We start from the raw sequence: 16,113 nt of genomic DNA, 5'->3' as shown, positions 1-16,113 counted from the left end.
CTGAAAGGATGACTGCCATGATCGAGATGACGACCAACCCCGCAGCCGCCCGCGCCTTTCAGCGGGCCCATGCCGAGCGCGGCAAAGTCTTCAAACACGCCCTGAACTGGTTGTTCGGTTCCCGCTGAGCGCTGCGCGCGCGTTCTTACGGGATAAAGAAGGGCCGGCCCTGAAAGGACCGGCCCAATTATTTTGCAAAAGACCCGTATCAGGCGAAGAACTGCGCGCCGTTGGCCGAAATTGTCGAGCCGTTGATAAACTGCGACTCGTCAGAGGCTAGGAAAGCAACGCAACGGGCGATTTCTTCGGGCTCGCCGAGGCGACCGGCCGGAATCTGGCCGATGATGGCCTCGCGGACCTTTTCCGGAACCGCCATGACCATCTCGGTCGCGATATAGCCGGGGCAGATGGCATTGGCGGTGATACCGGCGCGCGCGCCTTCCTGTGCCAGCGATTTCACGATGCCCAGATCGCCTGCCTTGGTGGCGGCATAGTTCACCTGCGCGAACTGGCCCTTCTGACCGTTGATCGAGCTGATAACGATGACGCGGCCAAATTTCCGTTCGCGCATGCCGGGCCAGACAGGGTGGACGGTGTTAAACACGCCGGTCAAGTTGGTGTCGATCACCTGATGCCACTGTTCCGGGGTCATCTTGTGAAACGGTGCGTCCCGCGTAATGCCGGCGTTGGCCACCACGATGTCGATGGGGCCGACCTCTGCCTCAACCTTTTCGATGCCCGCCTTGGACTCGTCGTAATCCCCCACGTTCCACTTATAGGTGGCGATGCCGGTTTCTTCGCTGAATTTGGCGGCGGCTTCGTCATTGCCTGCATAGGTGGCCGCAACATTGTACCCTTCGGCCTTGAGCGCCTTGGAAATTGCTGCGCCGATGCCGCGTGAACCGCCGGTAACGAGTGCTGTACGTGCCATTTAGGAATCCTCCAATTTTAGTCGTCTTGGTAATGCTGTTACTTTGTGAGGTGGTCTTGCGCAATATTGTTTCGTCATGAATCTTGATATTCCGGATGGCAATATCGTCGCATCTTAGGGTTCAGGTCCTTTGTAACAAAAAAGGGCGCCCAGCGGACGCCCCTTTCTATGCGGTTGTCAAAGCACTTAGTCGCGCTCCACACACAGGGCGACGCCCATACCGCCGCCGATACACAGGGTCGCCAGACCCTTTTTGGCGTCGCGGCGCTTCATCTCGAACAGAAGCGTGTTCAGGACCCGGCAGCCGGATGCGCCGATCGGGTGGCCGATGGCAATCGCGCCACCGTTCACGTTCACGATCGACGGGTCCCAGCCCATGTCCTTGTTCACGGCGCAGGCCTGCGCGGCGAAGGCTTCGTTGGCCTCGACCAGGTCCAGGTCGTCAACCGACCAGCCCGCTTTTTCCAGCGCCTTGCGCGAGGCGTAGATCGGACCGACGCCCATGATCGACGGGTCCAGACCGGCAGTGGCGTAGGAAGCGATGCGGGCCAGAGGCTCGATCCCGCGTTTTTCGGCGTTCTTGGCCGACATCAGCAGGGTTGCGGCAGCGCCGTCATTCAGGCCCGACGCGTTGGCTGCGGTGACCGAGCCGTCCTTGGTGAAAGCCGGGCGCAGTTTTGCCATTGCTTCCATGGTGGCGCCGTGACGGATGTATTCGTCGCTGTCCATTACGATGTCGCCCTTGCGGGTCTTGATCGTGAACGGAATGACCTCATCAGCGAATTTGCCAGCCTTTTGCGCGGCTTCGGCCTTGTTCTGGCTGGCGACGGCGAATTCATCCTGCATGTCGCGGCTGATCTGCCATTTCTCGGCGACGTTTTCCGCGGTCTGACCCATGTGATAGCCGTTGAACGCATCCCACAGACCGTCGCGGATCATCGTGTCGATATATTTCATGTCACCCATCTTGTGACCGGCGCGCAGCGCGGCGGCGTGGGGCGACAGGGTCATGTTCTCCTGACCGCCTGCGGCGACGATATCAGCATCGCCCAGCTGGATGTGCTGCGCACCCAGAGCGACAGCGCGCAGGCCCGAGCCACAGACCTGGTTGATGCCCCAGGCCGCGCTCTCCTGCGGCAGACCGGCGTTGATATGGGCCTGACGGGCCGGGTTCTGACCTTGAGCGGCCGTCAGGACCTGACCCATGATCGTTTCGCTCACCTCGCCTTTTTCGATCCCGGCGCGTTCGACAACCGCTTCCAGAACGGCGGTGCCCAGATCATGCGCGGGCGTATTTGCGAACGAGCCGCCAAAGCTGCCGACGCCGGTTCGTGCTGCGGATGCGATTACTACGTTGGTCATTTAGACAATCCTTTACCGTCAAGGTCCTGTGGGAACCGTGGCGGCGCAGAAGGTCAAAGCAGAACCCCCCAACCAGAGCGCCCCGTGATCCCCCGCTCCAACTGTTCATGGAATATCGCAACGCTGCACTTGCAGCAACGGTCAGCTTGTCTCAGGCGTGGCGCCGCCAAGCCGCGCGCGATTAGCTGCCTGTTTTCCTTTGCTTTTCCTCTTTCCACGGGGCCGAGACCGTGGGCGCGCCGAACAAAAAGCCCTGCAGGCAATCCACACCGCTGGCCACGAGGAACGCAGCATCCGCCTGTGTTTCCACCGATTCGGCGGTGACCAGAATTTCAAACTCGCGCGCGACGGCCACCAAGGCCCGCACCAAAGCCTGATTGTCGGGGTTTTCGCTGACCCCCCGGACGAACTGGCCGTCGATCTTGGCGGCGTCAAAAAGAAACTCGCGAAAATGGCGGAAGCTGAAATTGCTGGCACCAAAATCATCCAGCGCAAAGGCGATGCCGCGCGGTTGCAGGCGGTCCATGAAATCCATCACCAGTTCTGGCACCGTCATCGCCGAGCTTTCCGAGATTTCCAGAATCAGCCTTTCGCCGAGCCCGGCATCCTTTTTCAGAAACCGGTCCAGCACGCGGGACCACCGCGCATACCCGATCGACCGCGCGGACATGTTGATGGAGAGGCGAATATCTGGGTTTCTGACCAGCGTGCGCAACCCCATCTCAAGCGCGATGCAGTCCAGTTCGCGGCCGATGGGCGTGTTTTCCAGCTGCGGCATGAATTCCCGCGCGGGGATAACCCGCCCGGTTTCGTCCAGCACCCGGATGAAGCCTTCGTAAAAGGCGACGCCATGCGGCGAATGGGCCTGCATCACCGGCTGGAACGCCAGTTTGCATTGCTTGTGTTTGACCGCCTCGGTCGCCATTTGCACGGTGGATGTGTCGCGGGAAGCAACAGCCGCATTCAGCGGGTTTTCCGCGCCTTCGGGCACATCTGCCAGTTTTCTGTCCCGCATGCGATTGCCAAGCCCCTTACACCGCCGGTCAGGGACAGATTTCACGGCAAACTAATGAATCTGCGGTTAAGAAAAGCGGATCAGATCCGGTTCAGCGCACGGTTTCCCAGACGCGGCCCAACGCCGCCGCAGCGCCGACCACTGCACCCATGAAGCCCAGCGCCATCATGCCGAAACCCAATGCCACGACGCCGGGAGCGCCACCAGCCAGGGCGGTCAGCATCGCCAGCACCACACCCGCCAGTCCAAGAACGGTGGACAGAATTGTCAAACGGGTCATGTCGGCCTCCGGCTACTCGCACGTTACACACCCGCTGAATATGGAATGTGAAATCCGGCTTTCAAGGCGTGCCCGGTGGCGGATCGGCGAAATCAGGCCTGTTTTGCCTGCGGGTTAGGCGCTTCGGCTCCGAATTGCTCGAATCCGGGCGTTCCGCGATCTTCGGGGTGGCGGGCCAGATGCTTGGCCTTGATCTCTTCGGAACTGTCCCGGCTGCCGTCATGGCTGTAGCCCGGCGGCGCAAAGCAATAAGCCAGACGCTGCCGCAGGCTCAGACCCGGTTGCGTTGCGTCGCGCCAGATGCCGACCCATTCGTGAAAAGCAACGCGCAGCGGGTTGAAGGTTCCAATGTTGTGGACCAGCCCGTAATCGACGCGGTCATCTTCCTGTTCGGGGACGAAGGTGCCGAACATCTTGTCCCAGATGATGAAGACACCGGCATAGTTGCAGTCCAGGTAACGCGCGTTTCGACCGTGATGAGCGCGGTGGTGGCTGGGCGTGTTCATCACCGCTTCGAACCAGCGGGGCATCTTGCCGATGGCTTCGGTATGAATCCAGAACTGGTAGATCAGGTTCAGACCGCCGCAGAACAGCACCATGGCCGGGTGGAACCCCAGCAGGATCAGCGGCGCGCGCACAACCATCATGAAGGTGAAGGTGTAGGTCCAGGTCTGCCGCAATGCCGTGGTCAGGTTGTAGTGTTGTGAACTGTGGTGGTTCACATGGCTGGCCCAGACCCAGCGGATGCGATGGCCGAACCGGTGCACCCAGTAATACCGCAGATCGTCCAGCACAAAGCACAGGATGATCACCGGGATCGAGGTGCCGAGATTCAGCGGCGTGATCTGCCACAGCCACATGAAGAAGGCATAGGCGATGAACCCCAGCAAAAAGCCCGAGGCGATATTCCCGGCCCCCATCACCAGCGAGGTCACCGCATCGCGCGTCTCATACCGCCCGCCCTTGCCCTTGATGGCGATCCACAGAAACTCGGCAAGGATTGCAGCAATGAAAAAGGGAACCGCCCATTGCACGGCATCGGGAAAGCTAACTTGATCGGTCATGCGGGCTCCAGCAGGTGCCGCCAGTGGCGGCGTTCGAATTCGTCGAGGTGGACGATTACCCGCGGCGTGCCGAAATCGTGGAACTGAATTTCAAAGCCCTGCGGATGTTCAAGCCAGTCGAAATCCAGCAGGTGCCGGGCCACTGTGTCCGCGCCAAACGACCATAACAGCCCGTTGCCGGTATCCGTCCGGATCAGCGCAGAATGCCCGTCATGAGCGACGGTCACGTCGATGATGGTGTCGTCAGGCGCGTGGCGCAGCCATTCCGAGCGCGCCGATTCAGGTGTCAGGCTGCGCAAATCGGATTTTCCCGACAGGTGCAGCATCACCGTTATCCCGACGATGCCTCCGACCACCAGAATCAGCAGAATTTCAAGCGGCATTCCGTCCTCCCGCCCGGCACAGTGCAAAGCGGTCGGGATACTGTCAAAGGTTGCGTTGCGTCAGCCTGTTTCAAGCGGTTCCAGGATTTGGTGCTGCACCACGCGTTCGACAAATGGCACCAACCCGTCGGGACCGGACGCCCTGTCCTTGAGGTGGATGCAGATATCCGGTCTGCGCGCCGCAATGATACCGACCAGTTCGCCGCGCACCTTGTCATCCAGACCGGCGCCCATGATGGCGCAGACGATGCGGGGCTCGGCATCCAGTTGCCGCCGGACCTCGTCCGGATCATGCGCGCCCAGCCATTGAATCGGCATATGGTCCAGACGCCGCGCCACGTCGCCTATGACATTTGGCAGCTTTCCGATCAGCAGAACCACCGGTTTCATCGCAGTCTCCTCTCAATTGAACCCGGTTGAGGGTTTTTACTAAGGTTGAGACAAGTATAGCACGAGATTGACGAATATGGTTTTGAAGTAGCAAAACCAATGACCAGGAACGCATCCGTGAAGAATATTCTATTTGTTTGTGGCAAGGCACGGATGCGTAGCCCCACGGCCGCCGATATTGTGGCAGAATGGCCTGGCTATCGCACGGATTTTGCAGGTCTCAGCCAGGATGCCGATGAAAAAATCTCAACCGAACACATCGAATGGGCTGATGCGATCATTGTAATGGACGGTCGTCAAAAGAAACGCTTATCCGACCAGTTTGGGGACTGTATCAGGGATACAAAGGTTATCGTTCTGGGTATCCCTGATCGATTTGAATACATGTCGCCGGAATTGGTCGACGTTATGACGCCGAAGCTACGGCGAGTTTTGGTTGCCCCGAATTAGCCGGAACCACCCACCAGCGCCGAAACAATTGCCTTGGCGCTGTCCGAGTTCCACTCGGCATCCCCGATCAGGCGGGCGATTTCGTTTCCGTCAGGGTCCAGAATGACGGTGATCGGCAGGGCGATCACACCCATTTCACGGGCGACGGCAGAACTGGGATCCTGATGGCGGGGCAGGTTGTCAATGCCGTTTTCTTCGAAGAACTTCTTGATGCCGGCGGGCGTGTTGCGCCCGGTGGCCAGGGTCAGGACTTCGAACTTGTCACCGCCGAACTCTTCCTGCAATTCGGCGATCTGGGGCATTTCCTTGCGGCACGGCGCACACCATGTGGCCCAGAAGTTCAGCAGCACGTATTTGCCCCTGTAATCTTCAATCGATCCGACGCCGCCATCGTCCTCAAGCTGAAATTCAACCGGTGTGACAGGCTTGGGTTCCTTATGCAGGATCAGCCGCTTCAGCGTGCCGTCGCGCAATGGCTTCAGAGTTTCGACATCCGCAGCCAAAGCCGCGTTTGCACCCAGCGCAAGGGCCATATAAAGGGGGATCAGACGAATTAGGCGCATATCAACTCCGGGTTTTCTTACATGACCGATCAATCCTCGAACCAGATGTGGGGCGGCCGATTTGCCGCCGGTCCAGACGCGATCATGGAGGCGATCAACGCCTCGATCGGGTTCGATCAGCGGATGGCAGCCCAGGACATCGCAGGCTCGCGCGCCCATGCCGCCATGCTGGCTGCCACAGGCGTTATAACTGATAGTGATGCACAGGCCATTCGGGAAGGGCTGCTCACCGTTTTGTCAGAAATCCAGAACGGAGAATTTCAGTTCTCGACCGCGCTGGAAGACATCCACATGAATGTCGAGGCACGCCTGAAAGAGATCATCGGTGAGCCCGCAGGCCGTTTGCACACGGGCCGCAGTCGGAACGATCAGGTGGCAACCGATTTCAAACTCTGGGTCCGTGATCAGCTGGACGCGGCGGAAACCGGCCTGCTGGCCCTGATCCGCGCGCTTTTGGCGCAGGCCGAGGCCGGGGCCGATTGGGTCATGCCGGGCTTTACCCATCTGCAAACCGCGCAGCCGGTGACATGGGGCCACCACATGATGGCCTATGTCGAGATGTTTGGCCGTGACCTGTCCCGTGTCCGGGATGCGCGCGCGCGGATGAATGAATCCCCCCTGGGGGCGGCGGCGCTGGCCGGAACGTCCTTTCCCATTGACCGGGCCATGACCGCCGAAGCGCTGGGCTTTGACCGCCCCGCCGCGAATTCGCTGGACGCGGTCAGCGACCGGGATTTCGCGCTGGAGTTCCTGTCCACCGCCTCGATCTGTGCCATGCACCTCAGCCGGTTTGCCGAAGAGCTGGTGATATGGTCCTCGGCCCAGTTCCGCTTTGTGTCTCTGTCCGATCGGTTCTCGACCGGCTCTTCGATCATGCCGCAGAAGAAGAACCCCGATGCCGCCGAACTGATCCGCGCCAAGGTGGGGCGGATCTTTGGGGCCAATACAGGCCTGATGATGGTGATGAAGGGGCTGCCGCTGACCTATTCCAAGGACATGCAGGAAGACAAGGAACAGGTGTTTGACGCCGCCGATAACTGGATGCTGGCGCTGGCCGCGATGGAGGGCATGGTTAGAGACATGAGCGCCAACCGCGACAGCCTTGCTGCCGCTGCGGGCTCGGGCTTTTCGACCGCGACCGATCTGGCCGACTGGCTGGTGCGCGTTCCGGGTCTGCCGTTCCGCGATGCGCACCATGTTACCGGGTCATTGGTCGCGATGGCCGAGAGCAAGGGCTGCGACCTGCCTGACTTGACACTGGAGGACATGCAATCGGTGCATGCCGATATCACCGATGACGTCTATTCTGTGCTTACCGTCGAAAATTCTGTAAACTCGCGTCAGTCCTATGGCGGCACGGCCCCGGATCAGGTCCGGGCCCAGATCAAGCGGTGGAAGGCGCTGGTGTGATGCAGATACTTCGAGTGGTTCTTCTGATTGCGGCCGGATTTGCGCTGGCGGCCTGCGGTGCCGATGGTGAACCGATCCAGCCAACGATGAGCGCCAATGTCGGTGTCGGCAGCAGCGGCACCCATGTCGGCGGTGGGGTTGGTCTGCGCCGCGGTGGTCTGGGTGTCTACCTGGGGATATGAACCTGAAAACATTTGCAATTTGCCAGCGCTGTGCCCATGTGCAGCGTATACCCGGCCTTGCGCCGCAGCCTGAAAAGATAGCAAAATGAAAATTATTGGTCTTATCCTGTCCCTTGCCGTGCTTGCGGCCTGCGATCCGTCCTATAAGTCGCGGTCCGAACCGGCGCCGGATACGGGCGGCTCGGGCATATCGATCTCGGGTTACGGCCGGGTGGGCGTGTCCACGAGCAATTGACGGATCATCCCGGCCCGTTGAGAATCCATTGATCCGCCGGGCGTTTTTGGTCTAAGCGCGCAGGCATGGATCACTTTCTCTACCGCGACGGCGCGCTTTACGCCGAGGATGTCCCGATCTCCGAAATCGCCGCGAGCGTCGGAACCCCGTTCTATGTCTATTCGACGGCGACTCTGTTGCGGCACTTCCAGCTGTTCGATGACGCGCTGGAAGGCACCGACCACCTTGTCTGCTATGCGATGAAGGCGGCCAGCAATCAGGCGATCCTGAAGACGCTGGCGCAGGCGGGCGCGGGAATGGATGTGGTCTCGGGCGGCGAATATCTGCGCGCCAAGGCCGCCGGCGTGCCCGGCGACAAGATCGTGTTTTCCGGCGTCGGCAAGACCGCAGACGAAATCCGCACCGCGCTGACCAGCGGTATCCGCCAGTTCAACGTGGAATCCGAGCCCGAGATGGAAGTGATCAACGCCATCGCGCTGGAACTGGGCGTGATCGCACCGGTCACCGTGCGGGTGAATCCGGATGTGGACGCCAAGACCCATGCCAAGATCGCCACCGGAAAATCCGAGAACAAGTTCGGCATTCCGATCGCCCGCGCCTCTGAGGTTTATGCCCGCGCCGCCAGCCTGCCGGGGCTCGACGTAATCGGCATCGACGTGCATATCGGCTCGCAGCTGACCGAGCTAGAGCCGTTCGAGCTGGCCTATACCAAGGTCGCCGAACTGACCGAGCGTTTGCGGTCGGAAGGCCACAATATCCGCCGTCTCGACCTGGGCGGGGGCCTGGGCATTCCCTATACCCGCTCGAACGATGCGCCGCCGCTGCCGGTTGAATATGGCGCAATGGTCCGGAAAACGCTGGGACATCTGGGCTGTGAAATCGAGATTGAGCCGGGCCGTCTGATCGCGGGCAATGCGGGCCTGATGGTCAGCAAGGTGATCTATGTGAAATCCGGCGAGGGGCGCGACTTTCTGATCCTCGACGGCGCGATGAATGACCTGATCCGCCCCGCGATGTACGAGGCTTATCACGACATCATCGCCGTCAAAGAACCTGCACCGGGGGTGGAACGGCAGCCCTATGACATTGTCGGCCCGGTCTGCGAAACCGGCGACACTTTCGCCAAGCAGCGCAACATGCCGCCGCTTTCGCCGGGCGATCTGGTCGCGTTTCGCAGCGCCGGCGCCTATGGGGCCGTGATGTCCAGCGAATACAACACCCGCCCTCTGATCCCCGAAGTTCTGGTCCACGGGGATCAATTTGCAGTTATTCGTGAACGCCCAAGCTTTGACGAAATCATAAACCGCGATACCATACCTGTGTGGCTTTGACGCGATAGGCGCGCGGGCCCGCTCAGGAGGCCCGCCTTGACCGCAAGACCGACTATGCCGATCCCAAGACTGTCCCTGTGGCTGACGCATGCGGGGATGCTGGCCGAGCAGGTTTTGCGCGCGTTTTGGCCGTTTTTCTCGATTTCCATGGCGATTCTGGCCGCTTTGATGCTGGGCCTTCAGGATCTGATCCGGGTTGAGATCGTCTGGGCCGTGGGCGCGGCCGCTCTGCTGGCGCTGCTGGGGGCGCTGATCCTGGGGGCGCGGCAATTCCACCTGCCGGTGCGGGCCGAGGCGCTGATGCGGCTGGATGCCGCCCTGCCGGGACGGCCGATTCAGGCCCTTATGGACGATCAGGCCATCGGGGCGCTGGATGCTGACTCCGTTGCGATGTGGCAGGCGCATCAGGATCGCATGGCCCGGCGCGTGGCAACGGCGGAACCGGTCAGGCCCGACCTGCGGCTGGCCGAACGTGATCCCTATGCCCTGCGCTATTCGGCCTTGCTGGCGCTGGTCGTCGCGGTTCTGTTCGGGTCTTTCTGGCGCATCGGTTCCGTGGCCGAGATGGCCCCCGGTGCCGCCGTGGCCGGGCAGGGCCCAAGTTGGGAAGGCTGGGTCGAGCCGCCCCGTTATACCGGCCTGCCGACGCTTTATCTGGCGGATCAGACCGATCCGGTGCTTGCCGTGCCGCAGGGCAGCCGCATCACGCTGCGGTTCTACGGCGAGGTCGGCGCGCACAGCCTTACCGAAACGACAACCCCCCTGGGGTCCGAAGGCGCGACCGCGCCCGAACAGGACGTTGTTGTCGAACGGTCCGGTCAGCTCAGCATTGACGGGCCGTCCGGTCAAAGCTGGGCGCTGCAGGTCATTCAGGACACGGTGCCCCGCATCGCTGTCACGGGCGCGGCCGAATCCGAGGCCGGCGGGCATATGAAGCTGCCCTTTGCCGCCAGCGATGATTACGGGGTGGTGTCCGGGTCCGCCGTGATCGAGCTGGACCTGTCGGCGGTTGATCGCCGCTATGGTCTGATCGCAAAGCCCGAACAGCGCGAGGTTATCGAAATCGAACTGCCGATGCCGATCACCGGTGACCGTGCGGATTTCTCCGAGGACCTGATCGAGAACTTTTCGCAACATCCCTGGGCGCATCTTCCGGTCACGATCACCCTGATGGCGCGGGATGCGGCCGAACAGGAAGCGCAGTCTGAACCCTATGCAACATCCTTGCCCGCCCGCCGTTTCTTTGATCCGCTGGCCGCTGCCGTGATCGAACAGCGCCGCGATCTGTTGTGGACCCGCGAAAACGCACCGCGGGTGGCCCAGCTTTTGCGCGCGATATCGCATCTGCCCGAGGACTTCTTCCGCTCGGACACCAACTACCTGCGGCTGCGCGTGGCATTGCGCCGGTTGGAGACGTTCACCGACTATGGGCTGAAGCCGGAGCAGCAGGAAGAAATTGCACAGGCCCTTTGGGATCTGGCGGTCCGGATCGAAGACGGTACTCTGGCCGACGCGCTGGAGCGTATGCGCCGGGCACAGGAGCGTCTGACCGAGGCGATGCAGAACGGCGCCACGGATGAAGAGATCGCAGAGCTTATGCAAGAGCTGCGCGAAGCGACGCAGGACTACATGCGCCAGTTGCAGCGTCTGGCGCAGGAAAACGGTGAGTTCAACGAAAATCAGCAGGGTCAGAATGGTGAATCCCTGCAGATGACGCAGGATGACCTGCAGCGGATGATGGACCGCATTCAGGAACTGATGGAACAGGGCCGCATGGCCGAGGCGCAGCAGGCGCTGGAGGAATTCCAGCAGATGATGGAGAACATGCGCGTCACCCAGGGCCAGGGTCAGGGTCAGCAATCCGAAGGCCAGCAGGCGATGGAAGGTTTGGCGGAAACCCTGCGGGAACAACAGGGCCTGAGCGATCAGGCGTTCCGGGATCTGCAGGAACAGTTCAACCCCGGTGCGCAATCCGGTGAAAGTCAGGGCAACGAGGGCCGCAGCGGCGGTCTGGGTCGGGGCCAGAGCCACGAAGGTCAGGGCGGTCAGGGACAGGGTCAGGATCAGGCGGGTGACGGTCAGCAGGGTCAGGGATCGCTGGCCGATCGTCAGCAGGCCCTTCGCAACGAGTTGGGCCGTCAGCAACAGAATCTGCCGGGTGCAGGGACTCCCGAAGGCGAAGCCGCGCGTGACGCGCTGGGCCGCGCGGGCCGTGCGATGGATGACGCCGAAGACGCGCTGCGCGGCAACGATCTAGCCGAAGCCATCGACCGCCAGTCCGAAGCGATGGAAGCCTTGCGCGAAGGGATGCGGTCGCTGGGCGAGGCTTTGGCCCAGAACCAGCAAAACCAGCCGGGTCAGGGCACGCAGGATGGCAACATGGAGGCCAACAACCGCGATCCGCTGGGCCGCAGCCCGGGGGCGAACGGATCAATCTCGACCGATGACAACCTGTTGCAGGGTGAGGACGTCTACCGGCGCGCGCGCGAATTGCTGGATGAAATCCGCCGCCGTACCGGTGAATCGGAACGCCCCCAGATCGAACTGGAATATCTCAAGCGCCTGCTTGAGCGGTTTTAGGCCCGTTCCCGAAAAGTATCAGTTCTGCGCCGCGCCCGAGGTCTGCGCTTCGAGCCACACGCGCGCCTGATCCACGAAGGACACATAGGAATTCAGGATCGGATCGGCCTGCGGCACCGCCTCGCCGATTTGCCGGGCATTGCTGTAAAGCAACAGCAGGATGATGCCGACAATCACGATCAGGGCAAACCCGCGCAGAAAACCGCCGCCGGATTTGACGGGAACGGGTTGCTCGGCCGCGGCCTGTCCCGCCGCGTCATCGCCGCGCAAGGTCGAGTTGATCGCCTCCACATCCGGCAGGGCATCTTTCTGCCCCGCATCGGCCGACGTTTCGCTGGCCGTCAGTTCCTTGATGGCCTGTTCGGGATCGTGTTCGGGCGAGCTGTCCAGCGCCAGATCGGGCTGGGTTTCCAATCCGCCGCCTTCCTGGGCGCGCAGTTCCAGTTCTCTGGCCGCTTCTTCCTTGAGGATGCTGGCGACGGCCGGATCGACATTTCCGCTGGCCGCAGGCTCGGTCTCGGGTGTCTCGGGTTCAGGTTCCGCCTCAGGATCGGGTTCGGGTGGTGGCGCGGGCTGGTCGGGCGCGTCTGTCTCGGCCTCTGCGGCGGGGGCTGGTTCGGGTTCCGCCGTGGTCTCCGGCGCAGGCGCAGGGTCCGGTTCCGCCGGTGCCGCTTGGACCTCGTCTTGCGGGGAATCTGTTGCCCCGGTCGCGGTCTCGTCCGGGTGTTTGGGTTGGAACCAGGTCTTCTCGCAATTCGAACACTGAACGTCCCGGCCTTCCTCGGGAATGACCTCGTCTGGAACCTCATATTGGGCACTGCAATTCGGACAAGTAAGACGCATGCTGCCTCCCGTTCGGGATGTCGACCCGATAATAGTTTTTTCAGGGATGATATTCCGTTAAGACCTGACAGCAAAGGGTGTTTTCGGTTTCGCGGCACAAATGTCACCAATTCGACCCGGTGCAGGCATTGAAACCATGACCGCGCTCGGGCAAGAAGAGCGGCAACAATAACGGGGGCCCCTGTGATCGAGCTGGAAAACGTCAGCTACACCTATGGCGGTGGCGCGTTGCTGAGCAACGTGTCGCTTCAGTTGCAACCGGGTTCATTCCACTTTCTGACCGGCCCGTCCGGCGCCGGCAAGACGACGCTGCTCAAGCTGTGTTACGGCGCGCTGTTGCCGACCGAAGGACGGCTGAGCGCGTTCGGGCAGGATGTTACAGGGCTGGACCGGGATCAGATGGCACTGCTGCGTCGGCGCATCGGTGTGGTGCATCAGGATTGCCGCTTTCTGGACCACATGACGCTGGCCGAAAACGTGTCCCTGCCGCTGATGGTGTCGGGCCGTGCCGAGCCCGCGCAGCGCGAAGACCTGACCGAACTGCTGAACTGGGTTGGCCTGGGCACGCGGCTAGATTCACATCCACCGGAACTGTCGGGTGGGGAGCGCCAGCGCGCCGCAGTGGCCCGGGCCGTGATCCTGTCGCCGGACGTCGTTCTGGCGGATGAGCCGACGGGCAATGTGGACTGGGACATGTCCCAGCGCCTGCTGCGCCTGTTGCTGGAACTGAACCGGATGGGCAAAACCGTCCTGATCGCCACCCATGACCTGAGCCTGATCCGTGCCGCCAAAAGTCAGGTTCAGGCCCGCGTCCTGCGCATTTCACAGCGTCAGATTCAACTGGCGGGGGCGGATCTATGAGCGCCGGAACCATCCGCAACCTGCTGCAACGGGATACGCGCGCCGACCGAGTTGTTCCACCAACAGGCTATACCGCGCACCTGACCCTGTTCGTCTCTGGCGCGATGGCCTTTCTGGCCGTGTTCGCGCTGGCCTTGTCGCTGGCTTCGGGGCGGCTGGCGGATCGCTGGGCCACCGAACTGGCCGGGGCGGCCACACTGCGCATCAACGCCCCTGCCGAACAGCGTGCCGCCCAGACCGAGGCCGCTCTGACCGTGCTGAGCCAGACGCCCGGCGTCGCCTCGGCCCGCGCGCTGAGCGCCGAGGAACAGGCGGCGCTGCTGTCCCCCTGGTTCGGGTCAGACCTGCCGCTAGATACGCTGCCCGTTCCGCAACTGATCGAAATCGTCGAAGGTGAACCGGGGCTTGATGCTGCGGGGTTGCGCCTGCGGCTGGGGGCCGAGGTGCCGGGCGCAGTACTGGACGATCACACCCGCTGGCGCGAACCTCTGGTGGATGCGGCAAAATCGCTGCGGCGGCTGGGCTGGGTGTCGATCCTGCTGATCGGTGGCGCGACAGCGGCAATGATCACGCTGGCAGCGAATGCGTCACTGGCCGCCAACGCGCAAATTATCGAAGTCCTGCGCCTGGTCGGTGCCCGCGACCGTTTTATCGCCCGCGCCTTTGTGCGGCGGTTCACCTACCGGGCGTTCTTTGGCGCGGTTGTGGGGGTTCTGCTGGGGATGACCGGTGTGCTACTGCTGCCCGAAGCATCGGATGCGGGCGGATTTCTGACCGGCCTTGGTTTTCAGGGATTTGGCTGGCTGCTGCCGGCGCTGATACCCTTCCTGGGTGCGACGGTTGCGTTTCTGGCCACCTGGACAGCCGCCAGCCGTAAACTAAAGGAGCTTTCGTGATGGCTACAGCGTTTCAGTGGACCCGCTCATTGATCTTCATGATCGTGATCTACGCATGGATGCTGATCCTGGGTATCGTGTTCGCACCTTACGCCCTGTTTACAAAACGCGGTGCGCTGCAAGCGTGCAAAACCTATGCCCGCAGCACTTTGTGGCTTGCTCACCGGATGGTCGGCATCCGCAGCGAAGTCCGCGGAGAGGTCCCGGTGGACGAGGTTGTCATCGGTGCCAAACACCAGTCTTTTCTGGATATCATCATCATCTTCAACGCCATACCCCACGGCAAGTTCATCATGAAACGCGAATTGCTGTGGACCCCGATCATCGGCCTTTATGCACGCCGGTTGGGCTGTATCCCGGTCAATCGCGGCAAGAAGGGCGCTGCGGTGGCCAAGATGGTCAAGGACGTGGCCAAGGAATTCACGGAACCCGGTCAACTGGTGATCTATCCGCAGGGCACACGGGTCGCTCCGGGCGTGCACAAACCCTACAAAGTCGGAACAGCCGTTCTGTATGAGGGCTTGGGTTTTCCCTGTGTGCCCGTTGCCACCAATGCCGGAGTGTTCTGGCCGCGAACGGGCGTTATGCGCAAGCCCGGTCTGGCAATCGTCGATTTCCTCGACCCGATCGAACCGGGCGTGGCGCGGGACGCGTTTCTGGGTCGGCTGGAGGATGTGATCGAAACGCGGTCCAATGCGCTGATGAAGGAAGTGGGGTTTGATCCGGATGGAGTTCATTGAAGACATCGCCACGCTCGAAGGGCTCTATGGCACACCCGGTGCACCGTCGCTGCGCAAAGTGGCACGAAGGCTGACGCCGCTTTACCGCAAGTGGATCATGGCCTCGCGGTTCTGCATCCTCAGCACGGTTGGGCCCGAAGGTGTCGACGGCAGCCCACGCGGCGATGACGGCCCGGTGGTGGTCGAGCTTGATCCGCGGACTCTGGCCATGCCGGACTGGCGTGGTAACAACCGTCTGGACAGCCTGCGCAACATCGTGCGCGACCCCCGTGTTTCGGTGATGTTCCTGGTGCCGGGGTCAAACAATGTCGTGCGCCTGAACGGAACGGCGCGCCTGACAACGGACGACGCCCTGCGGGACCGGTTTGAAAAGCATGGCAAACGTCCGGCGACCGTCATCGTCATCGAAATAACCGAGGTCTATACCCAATGCGCCCGCGCGCTGATGCGGGCCCGGACCTGGACCAGCGGGGACGAAAGCGCCGGCTTGCCCTCGGCAGGAGACATACTTGCCGAAATGACCGGGGGTGAGGAAGGCGGCGCGCGCTATGATGACGAATGGGGCGCGCGCGCGGCCAGAACGATGTGGTAGTTGCG

At 61.8% G+C, this 16,113-nt stretch carries 19 protein-coding genes; 10 read left to right on the top strand and 9 right to left on the bottom strand.

What is annotated here, in order from left to right:
- Positions 1-208: 208 nt before the first annotated feature.
- The 7 genes from phbB to ACR0D8_RS16410 all read right to left on the bottom strand — a co-directional run bounded on the left by phbB (position 209) and on the right by ACR0D8_RS16410 (position 5,425).
- Positions 209-931, bottom strand: coding sequence for an acetoacetyl-CoA reductase (gene phbB, locus ACR0D8_RS16440; RefSeq protein ID WP_480648107.1), 723 nt, complete (start codon positions 929-931; stop codon positions 209-211).
- Positions 932-1,117: 186 nt separating this feature from the next.
- Entirely contained in the window at positions 1,118-2,293 is a 1,176-nt protein-coding gene (locus ACR0D8_RS16435) for an acetyl-CoA C-acetyltransferase (protein ID WP_480648105.1), read from the bottom strand.
- Positions 2,294-2,474: 181 nt separating this feature from the next.
- On the bottom strand, positions 2,475-3,308 hold the full coding sequence (locus ACR0D8_RS16430; protein WP_480648103.1) for an EAL domain-containing protein: 834 nt from the start codon (positions 3,306-3,308) through the stop codon (positions 2,475-2,477).
- A gap of 91 nt (positions 3,309-3,399) precedes the next feature.
- Positions 3,400-3,588 (bottom strand): hypothetical protein, encoded by a 189-nt coding sequence (locus tag ACR0D8_RS16425; protein WP_475154646.1) that lies wholly within the window; start codon positions 3,586-3,588, stop codon positions 3,400-3,402.
- A gap of 92 nt (positions 3,589-3,680) precedes the next feature.
- On the bottom strand, positions 3,681-4,652 hold the full coding sequence (locus ACR0D8_RS16420; protein ID WP_480648101.1) for a sterol desaturase family protein: 972 nt from the start codon (positions 4,650-4,652) through the stop codon (positions 3,681-3,683).
- Positions 4,649-5,035, bottom strand: a complete 387-nt coding sequence (locus ACR0D8_RS16415; RefSeq protein ID WP_480648099.1) for a hypothetical protein — start codon at positions 5,033-5,035, stop codon at positions 4,649-4,651. The genes ACR0D8_RS16420 and ACR0D8_RS16415 overlap by 4 nt, the downstream gene beginning before the upstream one ends.
- 60 nt (positions 5,036-5,095) lie before the next feature.
- Complete coding sequence (locus tag ACR0D8_RS16410) at positions 5,096-5,425, bottom strand: hypothetical protein (protein WP_475154635.1); 330 nt, start codon at positions 5,423-5,425, stop codon at positions 5,096-5,098.
- A gap of 117 nt (positions 5,426-5,542) precedes the next feature.
- Between ACR0D8_RS16410 and ACR0D8_RS16405 the strand changes: the two genes are divergently transcribed.
- Positions 5,543-5,875, top strand: a complete 333-nt coding sequence (locus ACR0D8_RS16405) for a phosphotyrosine protein phosphatase (RefSeq protein ID WP_480648097.1) — start codon at positions 5,543-5,545, stop codon at positions 5,873-5,875.
- On the opposite strand, the gene ACR0D8_RS16400 is transcribed toward ACR0D8_RS16405, so the two are convergent.
- Complete coding sequence (locus tag ACR0D8_RS16400; protein WP_480648095.1) at positions 5,872-6,438, bottom strand: TlpA disulfide reductase family protein; 567 nt, start codon at positions 6,436-6,438, stop codon at positions 5,872-5,874. The two genes, ACR0D8_RS16405 and ACR0D8_RS16400, sit on opposite strands and share 4 nt — an antisense overlap.
- A gap of 21 nt (positions 6,439-6,459) precedes the next feature.
- Between ACR0D8_RS16400 and argH the strand changes: the two genes are divergently transcribed.
- From argH to ACR0D8_RS16375, 5 genes are all read left to right on the top strand, one after another.
- A complete protein-coding gene (argH, locus tag ACR0D8_RS16395; RefSeq protein ID WP_480648093.1) occupies positions 6,460-7,848 on the top strand; it encodes an argininosuccinate lyase in 1,389 nt (462 codons plus the stop codon).
- The gene (locus ACR0D8_RS16390; protein ID WP_475154620.1) at positions 7,848-8,030 is read left to right on the top strand and encodes an argininosuccinate lyase; all 183 of its coding nucleotides are present in this window, start codon (positions 7,848-7,850) and stop codon (positions 8,028-8,030) included. The genes argH and ACR0D8_RS16390 overlap by 1 nt, the downstream gene beginning before the upstream one ends.
- Before the next feature lie 85 nt (positions 8,031-8,115).
- Positions 8,116-8,265, top strand: coding sequence for a hypothetical protein (locus ACR0D8_RS16385; protein ID WP_480648091.1), 150 nt, complete (start codon positions 8,116-8,118; stop codon positions 8,263-8,265).
- A gap of 65 nt (positions 8,266-8,330) precedes the next feature.
- Positions 8,331-9,596, top strand: a complete 1,266-nt coding sequence (gene lysA, locus ACR0D8_RS16380; RefSeq protein WP_480648089.1) for a diaminopimelate decarboxylase — start codon at positions 8,331-8,333, stop codon at positions 9,594-9,596.
- A gap of 54 nt (positions 9,597-9,650) precedes the next feature.
- On the top strand, positions 9,651-12,176 hold the full coding sequence (locus ACR0D8_RS16375) for a TIGR02302 family protein (RefSeq protein ID WP_480648270.1): 2,526 nt from the start codon (positions 9,651-9,653) through the stop codon (positions 12,174-12,176).
- 18 nt (positions 12,177-12,194) lie between these two features.
- On the opposite strand, the gene ACR0D8_RS16370 is transcribed toward ACR0D8_RS16375, so the two are convergent.
- Positions 12,195-13,019: a zinc-ribbon domain-containing protein gene (locus ACR0D8_RS16370; RefSeq protein ID WP_480648087.1), complete on the bottom strand. Its 825-nt coding sequence runs from the start codon at positions 13,017-13,019 to the stop codon at positions 12,195-12,197.
- A gap of 183 nt (positions 13,020-13,202) precedes the next feature.
- Between ACR0D8_RS16370 and ACR0D8_RS16365 the strand changes: the two genes are divergently transcribed.
- From ACR0D8_RS16365 to ACR0D8_RS16350, 4 genes are read left to right on the top strand one after another with little or no spacing between them, the layout of a single operon-like run.
- Positions 13,203-13,880, top strand: a complete 678-nt coding sequence (locus ACR0D8_RS16365; protein ID WP_480648085.1) for a cell division ATP-binding protein FtsE — start codon at positions 13,203-13,205, stop codon at positions 13,878-13,880.
- Positions 13,877-14,776, top strand: coding sequence for a cell division protein FtsX (locus ACR0D8_RS16360; protein WP_475154591.1), 900 nt, complete (start codon positions 13,877-13,879; stop codon positions 14,774-14,776). Before ACR0D8_RS16365 ends, ACR0D8_RS16360 begins: the two co-directional genes overlap by 4 nt.
- Positions 14,776-15,516, top strand: coding sequence for a lysophospholipid acyltransferase family protein (locus ACR0D8_RS16355; RefSeq protein ID WP_480648082.1), 741 nt, complete (start codon positions 14,776-14,778; stop codon positions 15,514-15,516). Before ACR0D8_RS16360 ends, ACR0D8_RS16355 begins: the two co-directional genes overlap by 1 nt.
- The gene (locus ACR0D8_RS16350) at positions 15,503-16,108 is read left to right on the top strand and encodes a pyridoxamine 5'-phosphate oxidase family protein (RefSeq protein WP_480648268.1); all 606 of its coding nucleotides are present in this window, start codon (positions 15,503-15,505) and stop codon (positions 16,106-16,108) included. Before ACR0D8_RS16355 ends, ACR0D8_RS16350 begins: the two co-directional genes overlap by 14 nt.
- Positions 16,109-16,113: the final 5 nt, after the last annotated feature.

The organism is Ruegeria sp. BG10 (assembly GCF_056538575.1).
Note: the sequence above shows the minus strand (reverse complement) of the source record. Positions and strands in the feature narration are given on the sequence as shown.

Bases quoted from the DNA above. Each gene is read 5' to 3' on its own strand.
- ACR0D8_RS16410 (WP_475154635.1), bottom strand. From the start codon at position 5,425: ATGAAACCGGTGGTTCTGCTGATCGGAAAGCTGCCAAATGTCATAGGC.
- ACR0D8_RS16370 (WP_480648087.1), bottom strand. From the start codon at position 13,019: ATGCGTCTTACTTGTCCGAATTGCAGTGCCCAATATGAGGTTCCAGAC.
- ACR0D8_RS16390 (WP_475154620.1), top strand. From the start codon at position 7,848: ATGCAGATACTTCGAGTGGTTCTTCTGATTGCGGCCGGATTTGCGCTG.
- ACR0D8_RS16360 (WP_475154591.1), top strand. From the start codon at position 13,877: ATGAGCGCCGGAACCATCCGCAACCTGCTGCAACGGGATACGCGCGCC.
- ACR0D8_RS16350 (WP_480648268.1), top strand. From the start codon at position 15,503: ATGGAGTTCATTGAAGACATCGCCACGCTCGAAGGGCTCTATGGCACA.
- ACR0D8_RS16375 (WP_480648270.1), top strand. From the start codon at position 9,651: ATGCCGATCCCAAGACTGTCCCTGTGGCTGACGCATGCGGGGATGCTG.
- lysA (WP_480648089.1), top strand. From the start codon at position 8,331: ATGGATCACTTTCTCTACCGCGACGGCGCGCTTTACGCCGAGGATGTC.
- ACR0D8_RS16425 (WP_475154646.1), bottom strand. From the start codon at position 3,588: ATGACCCGTTTGACAATTCTGTCCACCGTTCTTGGACTGGCGGGTGTG.
- ACR0D8_RS16415 (WP_480648099.1), bottom strand. From the start codon at position 5,035: ATGCCGCTTGAAATTCTGCTGATTCTGGTGGTCGGAGGCATCGTCGGG.
- phbB (WP_480648107.1), bottom strand. From the start codon at position 931: ATGGCACGTACAGCACTCGTTACCGGCGGTTCACGCGGCATCGGCGCA.
- argH (WP_480648093.1), top strand. From the start codon at position 6,460: ATGACCGATCAATCCTCGAACCAGATGTGGGGCGGCCGATTTGCCGCC.
- ACR0D8_RS16385 (WP_480648091.1), top strand. From the start codon at position 8,116: ATGAAAATTATTGGTCTTATCCTGTCCCTTGCCGTGCTTGCGGCCTGC.
- ACR0D8_RS16400 (WP_480648095.1), bottom strand. From the start codon at position 6,438: ATGCGCCTAATTCGTCTGATCCCCCTTTATATGGCCCTTGCGCTGGGT.
- ACR0D8_RS16435 (WP_480648105.1), bottom strand. From the start codon at position 2,293: ATGACCAACGTAGTAATCGCATCCGCAGCACGAACCGGCGTCGGCAGC.
- ACR0D8_RS16355 (WP_480648082.1), top strand. From the start codon at position 14,776: ATGGCTACAGCGTTTCAGTGGACCCGCTCATTGATCTTCATGATCGTG.
- ACR0D8_RS16420 (WP_480648101.1), bottom strand. From the start codon at position 4,652: ATGACCGATCAAGTTAGCTTTCCCGATGCCGTGCAATGGGCGGTTCCC.
- ACR0D8_RS16430 (WP_480648103.1), bottom strand. From the start codon at position 3,308: ATGCGGGACAGAAAACTGGCAGATGTGCCCGAAGGCGCGGAAAACCCG.